Raw genomic sequence first — 16,058 nt, 5'->3', positions numbered from 1 at the left:
TCACTGCATAAAAAATAGGCACAGTGCAGTGAATTGAGGTGAAATACAGATGGGGCAAGACCATATCGAACAGCATCGCCGTTATATTGTGATTTCTTATGCGTTCATGTTTCTTGCATTGTTTACGGTTATTTTTGCGGCCTTTGCTTATCTGGTCGCTCGTAAAGTAGCTGTTGTGGATGATGCGGAAGTTTGGATTCATGCTCATGCGCTCTGGATTATGCGCAATGGTATTCTATTCCTCTTCATGTCAGTTTTTGCTGTTGTTTGGTTTATTCCTCTTTTCTTTTTTGCATGGAACAGTAACCTTTGGGTAACGGCATCAACAGTTGCTGGTGTTGTTTTTAGCGCTATTGCTTGGTTATTTTTATTAAATGCATGGTTAAAAGGCTTGTCTAAATATTTAAAAAATAAGGCAGTTTTTTAATATATCTGTTTTTTGAAAGTTTTCCCCTTGTAAATTCGGCTAAAGCCCCCCATTTAGTCGGCAATAGAGTATTGATAAAATTTCCGTGAGGAGCACCGCCAAACATGGCTAAACGTGATTATTATGAGGTTTTAGGCGTTTCAAAAACCGCAAGTGATGATGAGATCAAAAAAGCCTATCGTAAATTGGCGATGAAATATCATCCTGACAGAAACCCTGACAATGCCGAAGCAGAAGAAAAATTTAAAGAAGCTTCAGAAGCTTATGAGATTTTATCGGACAGCGAAAAACGTAGCATGTATGACCGTATGGGACATAATGCGTTTGAAGGTGGCTTTGGTGGCGCTGGTGGTGGCTTTGGCGGTTTCAGTGCAGAAGATATTTTTAGCCAGTTCGGTGATATCTTTGGTGGAGCGTTTGGTGGCGGTGGACGTCAGCAACGCCAACGTCGCGGTTCAGATTTACGCTATGTAATGGAACTTACCCTTGAGGAAGCTGTAAAAGGGGTTAAGAAAACAATTACCTTTACTGCTCCGGCACCATGTGACGTGTGTGATAGTAAAGGCTCTAAAAATCCAAAAGATGTAGAAACTTGTAAAACTTGTCATGGTTCAGGACAAGTGCGTATGCAGCAAGGTTTCTTCTCTGTACAACAAACTTGTGGCACATGTCGTGGCCAAGGCAAAATTATTAAGAACCCATGCCATGCATGTCATGGTTCAGGTGTAGCTGATCGTCAGCAAACATTAGAAGTCACTATTCCAGCGGGTGTCGACAACGGTGACCGCGTTCGTTTAAGTGGTAAAGGTGAGGCGATCCGTGATGGTCAAGCTGGTGACTTATACGTTGAAGTGGTGGTTCGTGAACACGAAATTTTCCAACGTGATGGCGCCGATTTATATATGGACGTACCAGTAAGCATTGCGGATGCTGCACTTGGTAAAGAAATTGAAATTCCAACGTTGGAAGGTCGCGTTAGCTTGAAGATTCCTGAGGGAACTCAAACAGGTAAATTATTCCGTTTACGTGGTAAAGGTGTGCGCCCTGTACGTAGCAGTATGGTGGGTGATTTACTTTGCCGTATCGTGGTAGAAACACCAGTCAACTTAACCTCTCGTCAACGTGAATTGCTTAAAGAATTACAAGCATCTTTCGATGGCGAAGACAGTGCCTCTTCACCAAAGAAAAAATCATTCTTTGATCGCTTATTCGATTAATGATTGATTAGATCAGAAATTAAAAAGAAGGCGGATATTCAAAAATATCCGCCTTTTTATTGCGCTGATTTATCTTATTATTGTTATTCTGCTTAAAAGAAAATGACTAGCGATTACTCTGTAGGATGAGCGACATCAATATCGTCAACACTTACAATAAGTTCGTTTGATGCAACTGGAGCTACTACAGCCTCGACAGTAGCTTGAGTCACTGGTTGTACAGCTACTTTTACTGCTTCTACTTCTGCGGTTTTTTCTTCAATGATCGGGTCGATATCCTCGACTTTAACTTCAGCATTAGTATTGCTTGCCACACTTGTTTGAGGTGTAGGTGTTGCTGCCTGAGAATTTACATTTGTGGTAACGCGTGCTTTAGATAAGCTTTCTAGTGTGTCCCCAGGTTGGATTGCAGGCTCTGCAAATGCCATTGAACTCATCATCCCCATAATGGCTATTAAGCCCATAATTTTCGAATGCATGCTGAACTCCTTATAGTCATCTTTTTTTCATTCGTGGCTCAGTAGTGTGCAGATCAATTCTTTAACTTTTGTGAAAACTGTTTAAATTTCGGTTCATCTTAAAAAATATTTTTTACTTTTTATTGTGAGCAAAGAGTTTTGATATAGTAAGCCAATTACGTAAAACACAAGATTGGGAAGGATTATGTCAGCAGCTCCACGCATTGGTATTTTGGGTGCAGGCGGCCGTATGGGTCGTATACTTATTCAGGCAGTTCAACAAGCAGGTTATCAATTGGGAGCTGCTGTTGTACGCCCAGAAAGTACTTTAATCGGTGCTGATGCTGGTGAACTTGCAGGAATTGGTTCAATTGGAGTGAAGCTTACCGGAAGCTTGGCTGAGGTTCTTAAAGACTGTGACGTTGTAATTGACTTTTCGACTCCTGCTGCGACATCTGAGCATCTAAAGTTATGTCGTGAAGCTGGGGTAGCTATAGTGATTGGAACAACGGGTATGTCCGATGAACAAAAAGCTGAGCTTGATGAAACGGCAAAACACATACCTGTTGTATATGCGGCAAACTATTCTGTTGGCGTAAATGTATCAATCAAGTTACTTGAGCTTGCAGCAAAAGTATTTGGCGATACAGTAGATATTGAAGTGATTGAGGCTCATCACCGTCATAAAGTAGATGCACCATCTGGTACAGCACTCATGATGGGTGAAGCGATTGCTGATACTTTAGGCCGTAACTTAAAAGAAGTTGCTGTTTATGGTCGTGAAGGGCATACCGGTCCACGTGATCGCCAAACCATTGGTTTTGAGACCATCCGTGGTGGCGATATTGTTGGTGAACATACTGTCATGTTTATTGGTGAGGGTGAGCGCGTTGAAGTGACTCATAAAGCCACTAACCGTATGAACTTTGCTGCTGGCGCAGTACGTGCTGCTGCATGGGTTGTAGGTCGTGAAGCGCACAAATACGACATGAAAGATGTGTTAGGGTTGAACGACGTACAGGTGTAAACCATCTGTACACGTCCTATATGTGGCGAGAAAAACAAGATAGAGCAGAACATGAATAAAAAACAAATTGCTTTAACCACTCTTCTTTGCTTAAGCAGCCTCTGTGTAGGGGCTGCCTCTACAGACAAGGCTAAACTCAGTCTAGACCGTAATCATATTAAAGTCTGGACCTATCAAAAGGCCGATAATCCAGTCTTTCAATACAAGGCTGAAACAACCTTTGATGTACCCATTGAGCGTGCTGTTGCAGTAATTTTAGATGTAAATCGCGCAGCGCAATGGGTTCCTTATATGGGTAAAGTTGAAATGCTCTCTCAAGATGAGAAGAAGGGTGAATTTACTTTATATATGGTATTAGATTTTCCTTTTCCCCTAAAAGATCGCGATGTAGTTGTTAAAGGAAAAATGAGTAAAGCCGCTAATGGTGTTATTACGATTAAGAACACAGCGATTAATAGTAATTATCCGACTCAACCCGATGTGGTTCGTTTAACCCGTTATGAAGGCGAATGGACGTTCCAGAAATTAGCGAATAACAAAGTTAAAGTAACCACGAGTGGTTATGCTGATCCAGCAGGTTCAATTCCTTTAAGCTTCGTAAATATGTTTGTTCAGCAGCAACCGTATCAGATGCTGCTTAAAATGAAGCGGGAAGTAATGAACCCGATTTATGAGCAACCTAAATTACCCGATATTTTAAAATAAGTAAGTAAAAAAAAGCGCCTGATCTCAGGCGCTTTTTTTATTAATCTGAACACTGTTGCAAAGCTTGTGTCGGGCTGCTTTCACGTTTGATTTGGAATAGAACCAATAACAAACCTAACCCCGCCAATAATGCACCAGCAAATGATACTGCGCTATAACCCCAACCTAAATCGAGTACTAACGCACCTGCTGCGGCACCGACTGCATTACCTAGGTTAAACGCACCGATATTTACTGAAGAGGCAAGCCCTGGAGCTTCGTAAGCCACTGACATTACCCGCATTTGTAAGGGTGGTACTAAAGCAAAGGTTGCTGCACCCCAAATCACCAACGCAATGGCTGCTCCAATCTGGCTTTGGGCAAGAATAGGGAAAGTCACCATCATCACAATCAACAGTACCAGGAAACCAATCAGGGTTTTGTTGATAGATAAGTCTGCAAAACGGCCACCTAAATGGTTACCAATCGAGAAACCGACTCCAATTAATACCAACATGAACGTAATGAAGGTCGGTGAAGCATGAGTAAACTCAGTCAAACTTGGCGCAATATAGGTATAGAGCGTAAACATTGCTCCTGCACCAAGTACGGTGGTGAGTAATGCAAGCACCACAGGAGTACGCGTTAATACCTTCAACTCGGCCTTTACATTAGGTTTTTGGGCAACCATACCTTGCGGTAGTGCTTTCCATAAAGCGAGCATAGTAATAACGCCGAGCACGGAGATTGCAAGGAAAGACATACGCCAGCCAATATTTTGCCCAACCCATGTTGCCAAAGGTACACCACCAATATTGGCAATGGTTAAACCCATAAACATGGTTGCTACAGCACTGGCTTGTTTGTGCGCAGGTACAATACTCGCTGCCACAACAGAGCCAATCCCGAAAAAGGCACCGTGGTTCAGGCTTGTAATGAGACGTGCACCTAATAAGCTCATATAGCTTGGTGAAAACGCTGCAATCAGGTTACCCACCGTAAAGATCGCCATCAAAATAATAAGCGCATTACGTCGTGCAAAACCACCAAACCATAGGGTCATGAAGGGGGCACCGAGCATTACACCAAGTGCATAGCCTGTAATTAACATTCCGGCTGTTGGAATTGAAATACCTAAATCATGAGCGATATTCGGTAGCAATCCCATTGGAGAAAATTCCGTGGTACCAATGGCAAAGGCACCAATTGCCAAGGCCAATAACGAGAACGCCGTATTTGATTGAGTGTTCATGAGTTTAGTCCCAAACAGGTGCCCATGGCTCTGGGCTAACTTCACGGCCATTACGGTCGAGCTCAGCAATCATTTGCATTTCAGCTGAAGTTAACTCGATATCCTGTGCTTTTAAGTTGCTAATCAGGTTTTCACGTTTAGTCGAAGATGGGATAACTGCAAAACCACGTTGCAATGCCCATGCCAGTGCAATTTGTGCTGTTGACGCTTTATTTGCTGCCGCAATTTCAGCTAAAACAGGGTCGTGAAGCACTTTGCCATATGCAAGCGTCATGTATGAAGTGACATCAATATTCTTCTCTTGTAAGAAATTTACAAGTTTATGGTTTTGAAGATAAGGACTCAGCTCAATCTGGTTCGTTGCAATATGCTCTACACCAATTGTGTCAATTGCTTGTTGGGTAAGTGCAATATTGAAGTTCGAAATACCAATTTGTTTGGTTAAGCCTTGTTGTTTTGCTTCAAGTAAAAGCTGCATGATTTCAGGAATCGAAACACCTAAGTCCGGTGCTGGCCAGTGAATCAAAGTTAAATCGACATGTTCAGTACGAAGCTTTTGTAAGCTCTCTTTTAAGCTTGGAATAAACTTCTCTTGGGCAAAATTATCTACCCAGATTTTTGTAGTTAAAAATAAGTCCTGACGTGATACGCCACTTTCAGCAATCGCTTGACCAATTGCTGCTTCATTTTCATAAATTTGAGCAGTATCAATTGCACGATAACCGACATCTAGCGCATTTTTAACAGAATCAATCACAGCTTGTTCTTTAAGGCGGAAAGTTCCTAGACCAAAACGTGGGATATTCATGTATTCACCTGAAATTAAATAATTGTTTAACTTGAGGTGCATTTTGCTTTTTTTATTGTTGCGAAAAAATAGATGAATAAGCAAAATATCTTTGAAGTTTAGTCAATAATAGAATAAACCATGAAATCAACAATTGAAGAACTTATTGCCTTTATCACAATTGTTGATACAGGTTCATTTGTGGCGGCAGCAGAACATTTAAAGCAAACACCTTCAGGGGTGAGTCGATCTCTTACACGTTTGGAAGCGAAGTTAGATGTGACTTTGATAGAGAGAACAACGCGTAAACTGAAACTCACTCAAGAAGGGCAACAATTCCTTACGAAGGCTCGAAAAATTTTAAATGAGCTGAATGCGGCCGAAGAAGAACTACAAAAGTCTGATCAGGGGACTGCTGGCCTTATTCGTGTTGATTCTGCCACACCGTTTGTTTTGCACGTGATTGCACCATTAATGCATAAGTTCCGTGAGTGTTATCCCGATATTGAAATCGAATTAAATAGCAATGATCAGGTGATTGACTTACTTCAGCATAAAACCGATGTCGCATTTCGATTTGGGGAGCTTAATGACTCTAGTCTGCACGCCAAATTGGTATGTAAGAGCCGTTTATATATTGTGGCAAGTCCTGACTATCTAGCTTTTAAGGGAACACCAACACAACCTGAAGAACTTAAGCAGCATGATTTGATTGGTTTTACCAGACCGACATATATCAATAGCTGGCCAATTAAAATCGGTGACGAATATTTTTTCGCACAAGCAAACATTAAAGCTTCTAGTGGTGAGACTGTGCGCCAGCTGACGATTAGAGGACATGGTATTGCACGGCTATCTGAATTTGAAATTTGGAAAGATATGGAAGAAGGGCGATTGATTGCATTATTTGAAGATCAAATTGAACATCAATATCAAAGCATCCATGCTGTGTATTATCAACAAGAGCATCTACCAAAACGAATACGCTTATTTATTGAGTTCTTGGCAGAACAGTTAAAAGATGGTTTTAAAACCTGTCTCTAAAAGTTCCATAGATATCACTTGGAAAGTGAACTTCTAAAATGGGTATTGTTTGTCCTTCTGCTGAATGTTGGAAAAGAAAATAGCTTTTTTGCTGGTCTCGGCAGCTAAAATATAAGGTTGAATAAACTGAATTCACCATGACAACTTCATTTGAGCTATTTCGTTTATATTGATAATGAGAAATCGCACTGGTCTCGTCATCAGTTCGCTGTTCCATTTTGTAGTCTTGTTGGTTGGTCATTTTTAAATAACCTTCAATCAAACTTTGACAAATCGTGTGTCTGTGCTGCTCATTTTTGGGCTGTGGTTGGCAACCTGCTAAAACAATAGTAAATAACAATATAGCTTTTAATTTCATTAGTTTGCTACTCTTTGAGTTGATTTCCATAGCCTAAAGGTGTTCTATAAACCAGTACAGATACAGAAATTTTTAAAAAAGCAGCACAGAATGACTTTCCAATATCAGGTTCTTGCTAACCAATTAGCACACCGTATTTATCAAGATGAACTGAAACCTCATCAGAAGCTTATTTCCTTACGAGATTTTGCCCGTCAACATGGTATTAGCTTAAGTACCGCAAAAAGTTGCTATGAATTGCTTGAGGCGAGGGGGCTTATTTATGTAAAGCCGAAGTCAGGTTATTTTGTGGTTGCTCGCACCCCATCTAGCCCTATTCCGGATAGTCCAGATTTCTTATCTTTACCTCGGCATGTCTCAAATCTGGAATTGCATAACCAAATTCAGGAAGCTGCCTTACAAAGCCATCTTGTACCTTTGGGATCGATTCAGTTAACGCCGCACTTTATTCCTGTAGAGGGTTTACGTCGTTCTATTCAACGGGCTTTAAAAAATTGTCAGCCTCAAGATTTTCTTTATTGTAATAAACAAGGCCATGAACAATTAAGAAAAGCGCTATCTGATCATTGGCGTGAAGATGGTATTTATATCGCTCCAGAAGATATTTTTATTACCAATGGCTGTATGCCGGCTTTGTCTTTAGTAATTCAGAAACTCACTGAAGTGGGCGATAGTATTCTTATTCCTACACCCACCTACAATGGTCATTTACAGTTATTAGCAAGTTTAAAACGACAAATTGTTGAGATTCCGGCAGATCATCGCGGCATTGATCTTGAGCGCTTAGAGTCTTTAATGCAGCAAGGTTTGGTGAAGGTTTGCTTAATGACAGCCAACTATCAAAATCCTTTGGGATATTGTTTTAGTAATGCAGAGAAACAGAAGATTGCTGAATTAGCTGCAAAGTATCAGTGTTTTATTATTGAAGACGATATTTTTGGTGAGTGTGGCTACAGTAGTGAACGGCCATTACCCATTCGATATTGGGACCGCGAAGGTTATGTCATTTGGTGTGGTTCAGTGTCTAAGTCTTTGTCGAGTGCGTATCGAGTAGGATGGTTTTGTTTAACGACAAAGCTAGAACATTTAAAACTTGAACTGCTGGTAAGTAATATTGGCGTGAATACACCCTTGCAGTTAGGTTTAGCTGATTTTATTTATAGTCGTGGTTATCGAGAGCATTTAGAGCAGTTAAGACCCAACTTGATGCGACAAGTCGAAGAATACCGTAGCTGTATTTTAAAAGCTTTTGAAGGTATACCAATTGCATTGAGCCAGCCCGAAGGCGGATATGCATTATGGATACAGTTACCTAAGAGTGTAGATAGTTTAGCGCTCTATTACACTGCCCAAGCTCAGGGAATTACGGTGGTACCGGGTCATGTTTTTGGTGAGGATGAACGCTATCGACATTTCATTCGTTTAAACGCAGGCCATGAGTTAACTGCCGATGTCCGCCAAGCAATTATGAGCTTGGCAGACTGGTCGCGACAACAGATGAAAACGGTGAGTTAGTTTTATTCTGCAAAGTCTGCCTTAAGCACAATGCGATAGCGTGCCTGACCTGAGTGTAGACGTTCAATTGCTTCATTGAGCTGTGACATTGGAAATAGCTCAATTTGAGGTGCAATTTTTTTGCGTGCGGCAAACTTTAAAAGTTGGCGTAGAGCAGCAGGTGAACCAGTAGGTGAGCCTGTTACTGATTTGGCACCATCAATAAGTGAGCCGACAGAAACAGGAACAGGTTCTAAGGTCAGCCCTAAGAAGTGCAACGAACCGTTTGGTGCTAGCGTAGAAATAAAAGCTCGCCAATTTAAAGTCACATTTACGGTACTCAGCAATAAATCAAATTTACCTTTTTGAGCTTTTACTGCTTCTGTATCGCGACTATTTACTACATGGTCGGCTCCCATTGCTTTGAGTTCTTCGGTTTTATCTGGGTTAGAACTAAAAGCAGTGATTTCACAGCCCCAAGCTTTGAGTAGCTTAATGGCTATATGACCTAAACCGCCAATACCAATCACACCCACATGATGGGTTGCCTGAATCTTGTGTTTGAGGAGTGGATCAAAAACGGTAATTCCGCCGCAAAGTAGGGGCCCAGCACTTTCAGCGTCTAAATCATCTGGAAGGGGAATGGCCCATTGCCAACCTGCACGAACTTTATCGGCAAAGCCACCTGCATGACCCACGATTGTTGCGACATTTTCGCCCGTACAAAGTACTTGCTGACCACCAATACATTCATCACACGCTTGGCAACTTTCAGCAGTCCAGCCAATACCAACACGTTGCCCAATTTGTAAACCTTTGGCTTCTGAACCCAAAGCTACAATTCTTCCAATAATTTCATGGCCTGCAACTACGGGGTAGACGGTTGAGCGCCACTCATTGTTCAGAACTGAAATATCGGAATGACACAAACCACAGTATTCAACTTTTACTTCAACCTGATGTGGTTGTAATTCACCTGCATCAAATTGGTAAGGAACCAGTTTTTCACCTGCCTGCATTGCTGCATAAGCCTGAATCGTATTATTGCTCATCGGAAACTCCTTAAGCGGATTTGAACCGTTCTGGTGGGTTATGAAGCTTTAAATTGACAATCGTTTTCATGATCATTGACCATACCCACTGCCTGCATAAACGCATAGCAGGTGGTTGGACCAACAAATTTGAAACCATTTTTTTTAAGCGTTTTAGATAGCTTTACACTGAGCTCAGTTTGAGCAGGGGCCTTACGATAATCTATAACATCATTGTGCTGAGGAGTGGTATCTACAAACTGCCAAAGCCATTTAGAAACATCACCAACTTGGGCTTTAAGGGCTTGCCATGCAATCGCATTATCGCGAATGGCTTTGAGTTTGCCTAAGTGACGAATTAAGCCTGCATCGGATAGTTTTGTTTCTAAAAAGTCATCTGTAAATGCGGCAATGTCAGCAATAGAATGATTAAAAAAGTGCTGGCGGTAGCTTTCTCTTTTTTTGAGTACGGTAATCCACGATAAGCCAGCTTGTTGGCCTTCAAGACAAAGCATTTCAAATAATCGGGCTTCGTCGTGTTCTGGTTTGCCCCATTCTTCATCATGGTAAGCAATATAGAGAGGATCGTTGGAACACCATCCGCAGCGTTGAATTTTCATGATGATGCTCCTTATATTTATCTTAGTATTTTAGAGTTTGAATGGTACCCATTCATTTGGGCGAGTATCCCAATAATATAGTTCGGCTTGGGTTAAGTCTTCAAACTTTAGCCAAAAATCTTTGCCGACTTTATCTGAAAAACCGGTACTGATCAGTAGGGCATCATCGCTGATTTCCATGATCCAGCCTTGATAGCTATTGCCATTTAGAATGATCTTTTGCTGGTTGCCAGACTCGGCAAACTCTACTAAGCGATTGATCAGCGCTTCCGACATAAAATGTTCCTAGCGTAAATATGAATAAGGATTAACAGCACCACGACCTTTACCATCTAAGTAAAGGCCATAATGAAGATGAGGTGAAGTATAACGTGCATTTCCCGTATTGCCGACATAGCCAATCAGATCGCCCTTTTTGACATAGTCACCCACGTTTAAGCCACGTTTATGTCCATCAAGATGAGCATAATAATGCCATGTTCCTGCCGGGCCTAAAATCCAGATGACTTTGCCACCGAGGTTATTATTACGAAGATCTGCCACTAGCCCTTCGGTTGTACTGTACACTTTGGTTCCACGTGGAGCCAAAATATCAATTCCTTCGTGGCTACGACCCTGACTCCGAGCAGCGCCCCATGTGTCTTTTAACTCATCTCGATCGACTCCTTTTACCGGAACGGGAAGTCGACTTGGAAGCTGCATACTCTTGAGTTTGCTGACTTGAGTTGGTGAAAGCGGAGCAGGCTTTTTAGGTGCACTGGCACAGGCTGCCAAGAGAATAATGAGAAAACCAAGTGAGAGATCGGAAACTAAACGTCGCACAAAATACTCCCTGTCATAGCCATATCAAAATTATTTTGCCCACTATGTCATGAACGGCTTGTCGAGATCAATTTTTTCATAGCGGTTGGAACACCTTTAGCGACAGCTTGTTCCGGACTTAGCCATTGGCCTTCAAGTTCAATCGCCAGATGTTCTTTTTGATCAGGTTCCACGTGGAACACATGAGCATTAAGTAACCATGTGAAGTGGGTGAAGCTATGACTAATCTGAAAGGTTTGTGCTTGAGGTTGTAGTTTAAATTGCTGGCTTAGGCTCAGACGCTCATTTTCATTTTCTAAAATAGGTAAACAAAATAAACCGCCCCATAGACCATGAGCTTGGCGTTGCTGCCAGAACCATTCATCTTCGCACTGAATAATAAGAACATCTGCCGTTTTAACAGGTGGTGTTTTTTTCGGTTTTTTAAAAGGTAATTCTTGTTCTAAACCTTGCTGATAAGCCTGACAATGAGATTGCATTGGGCAATATAAACAAAGAGGCTTTTTAGGTGTACAGATGGTTGCACCCAAGTCCATAATCGCTTGAGTGTAGTCATGGTTGCGTTGGGTTGGGCATAGCTCTTCAGCGAGTTTCCACATTTCACGTTCGTGTTGTGGCTTGCTTAAGTCATCCTCAATGGCAAAGAAACGAGCTAAAACGCGCTTCACGTTGCCGTCCATAATCACGCCGTACTGACGCAAACCTAAAGACATAAGCGCGCCTGCAGTCGAGCGACCAATGCCGGGTAGTGCAATCCATTCTTCTAGGGTTTCAGGAAATTTGCCTTGCTGTGCTACAAGGCCAGCAGCTTTATGCAAATTGCGTGCACGAGCGTAATAGCCAAGACCTGCCCAATAAGGGGCTACTTCATCCCAAGTTGCATGGCCTAAAGCTTCTACAGTTGGGAAGCGCTCCATAAAGCGGTCAAAATATTGAAGAACTGTTTTTACCTGAGTTTGCTGTAACATAATTTCAGAAACCCAGACTTTGTATGGATCATCTGCGACTTGCCAAGGCAAATCATGCCGACCATGGTGATCGAACCAGTTTAAGAGGGCATCAGAAAAAGAAAATTCAGGCATGAACAGCTATAGAAGAAAAGTAAGGGCTAAATTATAGCTGAAATTTGGCTTAAGTTTTGTTTAAAGCAAGCAATCAGAACGAGCCTGTTAAAATAGAGACTACTTTAAAACGAGTAGTCTCTGCTTCAAGCATAAAAAGGATTAATCCTCTTTTACGCCCCAACGTTGATCAAGTTTCAACGGCTGGTTTTTGTAGTAAGGAATGACATGAATATGGAAATGGTCAGAAGTTTGTCCAAACACTTCACCATCATTAAAGCCAATATGGAAACCAGCTGGTTGATGACGAAGCTGTGTTTCATGACGGGCAATTTCAAGAAGTGTCAGTAAGCTTTCATGCTCTTTAGAGGTAATGTCAAAAAACGAACTTACATGGCGCAGTGGAGTCACTACACAGTGGCCTTTAGACAACGGATTTGGGTCAGGTAAAATTACAGCAAATTCATTCTTATCAATGATGTCATATTCATCAAAATTGCAATACGGACATTTCTTGTCAGTCATTGTTGTATCCTCTCATGTTATTCCATTAAACCCCGAGTGCGGGAAATAAGACTAGGCTTTGCTCTAGCTCAACGGGAGTATAGTTATTGAAGTATGGTTTAAAAAATACAGGAAAAATATTGCAAAGTCATAAAGATTTAAGGGAGCAAATGCGAAAAAAGAACCATTTGCTCCAAATTTGCTTCTTTTATTTTAAAGTACGTTCTAATAAAGCGTACATTTTAGCAAGGCCTTGTTTTTCCGCTTCGCTGTTGTAGCCAAGATCTACGCCGTTCGCTTTAGCTCTTTCATCTGCAAGCGGGTTACTAAAGCCATGTTTAGCATCCTTTAAAACCACTACTTCATGTTTAACCTCAGCAGCTTGCATCTCTTTTTCAAAATTAGCAACATCTTCTAAGGTGACCATGCTGTCTAGTTCACCATGTAGAACCAGAACCTCACCTTGAATGTTGCCTTTTTGAGCAGGTGCCTTAGGAGTTAATGTACCATGAAATGTCGCTGTTGCTTTGAGGGGAGCACCTGAGCGAGCTAAATCGAGTACCACTTTGCCACCATAGCAAAACCCTACTGCTGCAAGTTTTTCACTATTCACTTCTGGTTGAGCAGCTAAAGTTTGAAGCCCTGCATTAGCGCGGTCAGTCACCGTGTCTAACTCTTCAAATGTCTGCATCATCCATTCGTAAGCTTGAGCAGCAGTCGTCGTCACTTTTTTATCGCCATACATATCAATTGCAAGTGCAGCATAGCCGTGTTCAGCAAGTTCACGCGCACGTTGTTCAGTGTATTCGTTACGTCCCCACCACTCAGGACCAATAATGACACCAGGTACAGGGGTCTCACTTTCTGGAGCTGCAAAGTAACCAATTAAATGGCTGCCATCTGGTGCAGTGTATTGAATTTCACGGGTTTTAATTGCTGTACTCATGACATTAATCCTGAAATTTAACTTGGTTTAAATACACTTGATTAAAGCATAAAAAATAAAAGCTATATAAATAACTATGTAAAAATCTACATCAAAAGAAAAACATAGAAACATTTGGGCAATAAAAAAGAAGGAACAGGTTCCTTCTTTTTTATATGGTCATAATTAAATTAGGTTCGGCCTCGCGAAATAAAACCAATAACAGCGAGAATTACAGCCACAACTAATAAAATCACGGCAAAGTCTTTAGATAACCCTGCAACACCACCAAACCCTAATAGACTGGCAATGAGTGCAATCACTGCAAAAATTATTGCCCAACGGAACATATGCTGTCCTCCTTATTTTTCATTGTGTTTTTACTATATAGCGTGTTTTTTACACGGAATGTGTCGTTTATGTGGTTGAAATGTATATTAAACAATCATTTTGTGATGCTAAAAATACGGTTTCTTTCCTTAAGCAGAGATTACTTCAATGCTATAATCTGAGTTTGCTTTATGTATATAGCTGTTAAAACCTATGTCTACCGAGACCTCACTTCGTCCATTGTTTTGGAAAAATTATACGCTTGAGCAGCTTACACAGCCTGAGTGGGAAGCTTTGTGTGATGGGTGTGGTTTATGTTGTCTGGTCAAGCTAGAAGATGAAGATACCCATGAAGTAGCTTACACCAAGGTAGCGTGTAAATTGCTGGATTGCTCTACCGGACGTTGTTCAGACTATTCAAATCGTCAGCAGCAAGTTCCTGACTGTTTACAGTTGACGCCGGAAAGCTTAAAAACCATACACTGGTTACCATCGAGCTGTGCCTATAAACGGTTGAATGAAGGTAAGAATTTACCTTCTTGGCACTATTTAAATACGGGTACGAGACAAAGCGTAGTGAAAGCGAAAAAGTCGGTTGCAGGACGATGTATTCCTGAAACTGATGTACATGAAGATGACCTAGAAGATTATGTGGTGCGTTGGGTGCGTTAATATGCTCCCGATGGGCATTTTTAATTACAGCGTATAATAAAGTAACATTTTAATCGTAAAGTTTTTAACTATCTCCGTTATATAAAAATAAAAGCAAAAGGAGATAAAAATGATGAAACGACTAGCAGCCCCCTTATTATGTAGTAGTTTCTTCTTGTTAATGGCCTGCGGGTCTAATAATACTAATTCAAAAAGTCCTGAACAAAATACAACTGCAAAAACAGAGCAAACTAGTGGTGCCAAACAAGTTTATCAGGTCGAGGCAGTCGCACATTTTAATGAGCCTTGGGCAATTACCACTTTGCCGGACCAACGTTTATTAGTCACTGAACGGCAAGGTAAATTAAAAATTTTTAATCCCCAAAATAAAAAAGTACAAGATGTTCAGGATGTTCCAGCGGTGAACTATGGTGGCCAAGGTGGTTTAGGAGATGTCGCTTTGCATCCAGATTTTGCCGAAAATCACTGGATATATCTCAGTTATGCGGCCAAAGGGCAGGGTGGATCTGGTGCGGTGATTTCACGTGCAAAATTAGATTTATCTAACCCTAATCAGCCAAAACTTAAGTATATAAAGCAGATTTGGCAGCAAGTACCTAAAGTTTCAGGACAGGGCCATTATGGGCATCGTATGCTTTTTGGCGCAGATGGTAAGCTTTGGGTCAGTTCAGGTGAGCGCCAAAAGTTTGACCCTGCCCAAGACATGAAAAGTAATTTGGGTAAAATTCTACGTTTAAATGATGACGGTTCAGCAGCTGTAGGTAACCCTTTTTATAAGCAAGGCGGTGTTACTGCTGAAATATGGTCACTTGGACACCGTAATCCCTTAGGCATGGCCTTTGACCGCCAAGGACAGCTATGGGTGGTTGAGATGGGGCCTAAAGGTGGTGATGAGCTTAATATCATCGTTAAAGGTGAAAACTATGGGTATCCGGTTGTTTCAAATGGCGACCATTATTCAGGTCAGCCTATTCCAGATCATAACACTCGCCCAGAGTTTAAAGCACCCGAGATAGACTGGACTCCTGTAATCTCACCGTCGAGCTTAATTATTTATCGCGGGCAACAATTTCCGGCATGGCAAAATAAAGCCTTAATTGGTGGGTTGTCTTCACAAGCCATTGTAGTTGTAGATTTAGAGCATAAGCCCGTAAAAGAAGTGCAAAGATTAGAGATGAAGCAACGTATTCGTGGGTTACATGAAGCACAAGACGGTTCAATTTGGATAATTGAAGATGGCCCCAATGCTCGCTTACTCAAGCTGAGTAAGAAACTCTCTTAAGGCCTTGAGTTAGCCTATAAATAAAGGATGGGTCTCATAGATTCAAATTGTAGATTTCTGTGA

The 16,058-nt window shown here is 41.4% G+C and carries 20 protein-coding genes; 8 read left to right on the top strand and 12 right to left on the bottom strand.

Annotation, left to right across the window (positions count from 1 at the left end; genetic code table 11):
* Positions 1-49 precede the first annotated feature (49 nt).
* Together MKL35_RS16750 and dnaJ are read left to right on the top strand one after the other, a co-directional pair.
* The gene (locus MKL35_RS16750; protein ID WP_002053984.1) at positions 50-427 is read left to right on the top strand and encodes a hypothetical protein; all 378 of its coding nucleotides are present in this window, start codon (positions 50-52) and stop codon (positions 425-427) included.
* Between the two features lie 104 nt (positions 428-531).
* Positions 532-1,644, top strand: coding sequence for a molecular chaperone DnaJ (dnaJ, locus tag MKL35_RS16745; RefSeq protein ID WP_209796398.1), 1,113 nt, complete (start codon positions 532-534; stop codon positions 1,642-1,644).
* A 113-nt stretch (positions 1,645-1,757) separates the two neighbouring features.
* Here dnaJ and MKL35_RS16740 read toward each other — a convergent pair whose 3' ends face one another.
* Positions 1,758-2,123, bottom strand: coding sequence for a hypothetical protein (locus MKL35_RS16740; protein WP_032011135.1), 366 nt, complete (start codon positions 2,121-2,123; stop codon positions 1,758-1,760).
* Positions 2,124-2,307: 184 nt separating this feature from the next.
* Here MKL35_RS16740 and dapB point away from each other — a divergent pair, with 184 nt between their 5' ends.
* Complete coding sequence (gene dapB, locus MKL35_RS16735; RefSeq protein ID WP_002053870.1) at positions 2,308-3,129, top strand: 4-hydroxy-tetrahydrodipicolinate reductase; 822 nt, start codon at positions 2,308-2,310, stop codon at positions 3,127-3,129.
* Positions 3,130-3,180: 51 nt separating this feature from the next.
* Positions 3,181-3,834, top strand: a complete 654-nt coding sequence (locus MKL35_RS16730; protein WP_032011134.1) for an START domain-containing protein — start codon at positions 3,181-3,183, stop codon at positions 3,832-3,834.
* 40 nt (positions 3,835-3,874) lie between these two features.
* Here the strand turns inward: MKL35_RS16730 and MKL35_RS16725 are convergent, their stop codons facing one another.
* Together MKL35_RS16725 and dkgB are read right to left on the bottom strand one after the other, a co-directional pair.
* Positions 3,875-5,065 (bottom strand): MFS transporter, encoded by a 1,191-nt coding sequence (locus MKL35_RS16725; protein WP_032011131.1) that lies wholly within the window; start codon positions 5,063-5,065, stop codon positions 3,875-3,877.
* Positions 5,066-5,069: 4 nt separating this feature from the next.
* Positions 5,070-5,873 carry a 2,5-didehydrogluconate reductase DkgB gene (dkgB, locus tag MKL35_RS16720; protein WP_020992340.1) on the bottom strand — a complete coding sequence of 268 codons (804 nt, stop codon included), beginning with the start codon at positions 5,871-5,873 and terminating at the stop codon, positions 5,070-5,072.
* 120 nt (positions 5,874-5,993) lie between these two features.
* Between dkgB and MKL35_RS16715 the strand changes: the two genes are divergently transcribed.
* The gene (locus MKL35_RS16715; RefSeq protein WP_032011129.1) at positions 5,994-6,896 is read left to right on the top strand and encodes a LysR family transcriptional regulator; all 903 of its coding nucleotides are present in this window, start codon (positions 5,994-5,996) and stop codon (positions 6,894-6,896) included.
* Here the strand turns inward: MKL35_RS16715 and MKL35_RS16710 are convergent.
* Complete coding sequence (locus MKL35_RS16710; RefSeq protein ID WP_032011127.1) at positions 6,880-7,254, bottom strand: hypothetical protein; 375 nt, start codon at positions 7,252-7,254, stop codon at positions 6,880-6,882. The genes MKL35_RS16715 and MKL35_RS16710 overlap by 17 nt on opposite strands.
* A 90-nt stretch (positions 7,255-7,344) precedes the next feature.
* On the opposite strand from MKL35_RS16710, the gene MKL35_RS16700 reads away from it, so the two are divergent.
* On the top strand, positions 7,345-8,769 hold the full coding sequence (locus MKL35_RS16700; protein ID WP_004711323.1) for an aminotransferase-like domain-containing protein: 1,425 nt from the start codon (positions 7,345-7,347) through the stop codon (positions 8,767-8,769).
* A gap of 2 nt (positions 8,770-8,771) precedes the next feature.
* Here the strand turns inward: MKL35_RS16700 and ahr are convergent, their stop codons facing one another.
* The 8 genes from ahr to MKL35_RS16660 form a co-directional block, all read right to left on the bottom strand.
* A complete protein-coding gene (ahr, locus tag MKL35_RS16695) occupies positions 8,772-9,800 on the bottom strand; it encodes an NADPH-dependent aldehyde reductase Ahr (RefSeq protein WP_004885048.1) in 1,029 nt (342 codons plus the stop codon).
* Between the two features lie 38 nt (positions 9,801-9,838).
* On the bottom strand, positions 9,839-10,399 hold the full coding sequence (locus MKL35_RS16690) for a DNA-3-methyladenine glycosylase I (RefSeq protein ID WP_032011125.1): 561 nt from the start codon (positions 10,397-10,399) through the stop codon (positions 9,839-9,841).
* Positions 10,400-10,429: 30 nt separating this feature from the next.
* Positions 10,430-10,675 carry a hypothetical protein gene (locus MKL35_RS16685; protein WP_001287365.1) on the bottom strand — a complete coding sequence of 82 codons (246 nt, stop codon included), beginning with the start codon at positions 10,673-10,675 and terminating at the stop codon, positions 10,430-10,432.
* Between the two features lie 9 nt (positions 10,676-10,684).
* Positions 10,685-11,221, bottom strand: a complete 537-nt coding sequence (locus tag MKL35_RS16680; protein WP_032011124.1) for a M23 family metallopeptidase — start codon at positions 11,219-11,221, stop codon at positions 10,685-10,687.
* Between the two features lie 47 nt (positions 11,222-11,268).
* Positions 11,269-12,303, bottom strand: coding sequence for an A/G-specific adenine glycosylase (gene mutY / locus MKL35_RS16675; protein WP_032011123.1), 1,035 nt, complete (start codon positions 12,301-12,303; stop codon positions 11,269-11,271).
* Positions 12,304-12,444: 141 nt separating this feature from the next.
* On the bottom strand, positions 12,445-12,807 hold the full coding sequence (locus tag MKL35_RS16670; protein WP_002053765.1) for an HIT family protein: 363 nt from the start codon (positions 12,805-12,807) through the stop codon (positions 12,445-12,447).
* A 187-nt stretch (positions 12,808-12,994) separates the two neighbouring features.
* The gene (locus MKL35_RS16665) at positions 12,995-13,732 is read right to left on the bottom strand and encodes a dienelactone hydrolase family protein (RefSeq protein ID WP_000100775.1); all 738 of its coding nucleotides are present in this window, start codon (positions 13,730-13,732) and stop codon (positions 12,995-12,997) included.
* Between the two features lie 170 nt (positions 13,733-13,902).
* Entirely contained in the window at positions 13,903-14,061 is a 159-nt protein-coding gene (locus MKL35_RS16660; protein ID WP_002053759.1) for a DUF1328 domain-containing protein, read from the bottom strand.
* A 193-nt stretch (positions 14,062-14,254) separates the two neighbouring features.
* On the opposite strand from MKL35_RS16660, the gene MKL35_RS16655 reads away from it, so the two are divergent.
* Positions 14,255-14,713: a YcgN family cysteine cluster protein gene (locus MKL35_RS16655; RefSeq protein ID WP_006581539.1), complete on the top strand. Its 459-nt coding sequence runs from the start codon at positions 14,255-14,257 to the stop codon at positions 14,711-14,713.
* Between the two features lie 109 nt (positions 14,714-14,822).
* Positions 14,823-15,995, top strand: a complete 1,173-nt coding sequence (locus MKL35_RS16650) for a PQQ-dependent sugar dehydrogenase (protein WP_031944185.1) — start codon at positions 14,823-14,825, stop codon at positions 15,993-15,995.
* Positions 15,996-16,058 lie beyond the last annotated feature (63 nt).

Origin of the sequence: Acinetobacter sp. AOR41_HL (assembly GCF_027854645.1) — a bacterium.
GTDB classification, from domain to species: Bacteria; Pseudomonadota; Gammaproteobacteria; order Pseudomonadales; family Moraxellaceae; genus Acinetobacter; species Acinetobacter nosocomialis.
This window is presented reverse-complemented; position numbering and strand designations above follow the sequence as displayed.

Coding starts and splice junctions, on each gene's coding strand:
- MKL35_RS16725 (WP_032011131.1), bottom strand. CDS start 5,065: ATGAACACTCAATCAAATACGGCGTTCTCGTTATTGGCCTTGGCAATT.
- MKL35_RS16750 (WP_002053984.1), top strand. CDS start 50: ATGGGGCAAGACCATATCGAACAGCATCGCCGTTATATTGTGATTTCT.
- MKL35_RS16650 (WP_031944185.1), top strand. CDS start 14,823: ATGATGAAACGACTAGCAGCCCCCTTATTATGTAGTAGTTTCTTCTTG.
- MKL35_RS16655 (WP_006581539.1), top strand. CDS start 14,255: ATGTCTACCGAGACCTCACTTCGTCCATTGTTTTGGAAAAATTATACG.
- MKL35_RS16740 (WP_032011135.1), bottom strand. CDS start 2,123: ATGCATTCGAAAATTATGGGCTTAATAGCCATTATGGGGATGATGAGT.
- dnaJ (WP_209796398.1), top strand. CDS start 532: ATGGCTAAACGTGATTATTATGAGGTTTTAGGCGTTTCAAAAACCGCA.
- MKL35_RS16715 (WP_032011129.1), top strand. CDS start 5,994: ATGAAATCAACAATTGAAGAACTTATTGCCTTTATCACAATTGTTGAT.
- MKL35_RS16685 (WP_001287365.1), bottom strand. CDS start 10,675: ATGTCGGAAGCGCTGATCAATCGCTTAGTAGAGTTTGCCGAGTCTGGC.
- MKL35_RS16665 (WP_000100775.1), bottom strand. CDS start 13,732: ATGAGTACAGCAATTAAAACCCGTGAAATTCAATACACTGCACCAGAT.
- MKL35_RS16670 (WP_002053765.1), bottom strand. CDS start 12,807: ATGACTGACAAGAAATGTCCGTATTGCAATTTTGATGAATATGACATC.
- MKL35_RS16660 (WP_002053759.1), bottom strand. CDS start 14,061: ATGTTCCGTTGGGCAATAATTTTTGCAGTGATTGCACTCATTGCCAGT.
- mutY (WP_032011123.1), bottom strand. CDS start 12,303: ATGCCTGAATTTTCTTTTTCTGATGCCCTCTTAAACTGGTTCGATCAC.
- MKL35_RS16690 (WP_032011125.1), bottom strand. CDS start 10,399: ATGAAAATTCAACGCTGCGGATGGTGTTCCAACGATCCTCTCTATATT.
- dapB (WP_002053870.1), top strand. CDS start 2,308: ATGTCAGCAGCTCCACGCATTGGTATTTTGGGTGCAGGCGGCCGTATG.
- dkgB (WP_020992340.1), bottom strand. CDS start 5,873: ATGAATATCCCACGTTTTGGTCTAGGAACTTTCCGCCTTAAAGAACAA.
- MKL35_RS16710 (WP_032011127.1), bottom strand. CDS start 7,254: ATGAAATTAAAAGCTATATTGTTATTTACTATTGTTTTAGCAGGTTGC.
- MKL35_RS16730 (WP_032011134.1), top strand. CDS start 3,181: ATGAATAAAAAACAAATTGCTTTAACCACTCTTCTTTGCTTAAGCAGC.
- ahr (WP_004885048.1), bottom strand. CDS start 9,800: ATGAGCAATAATACGATTCAGGCTTATGCAGCAATGCAGGCAGGTGAA.
- MKL35_RS16700 (WP_004711323.1), top strand. CDS start 7,345: ATGACTTTCCAATATCAGGTTCTTGCTAACCAATTAGCACACCGTATT.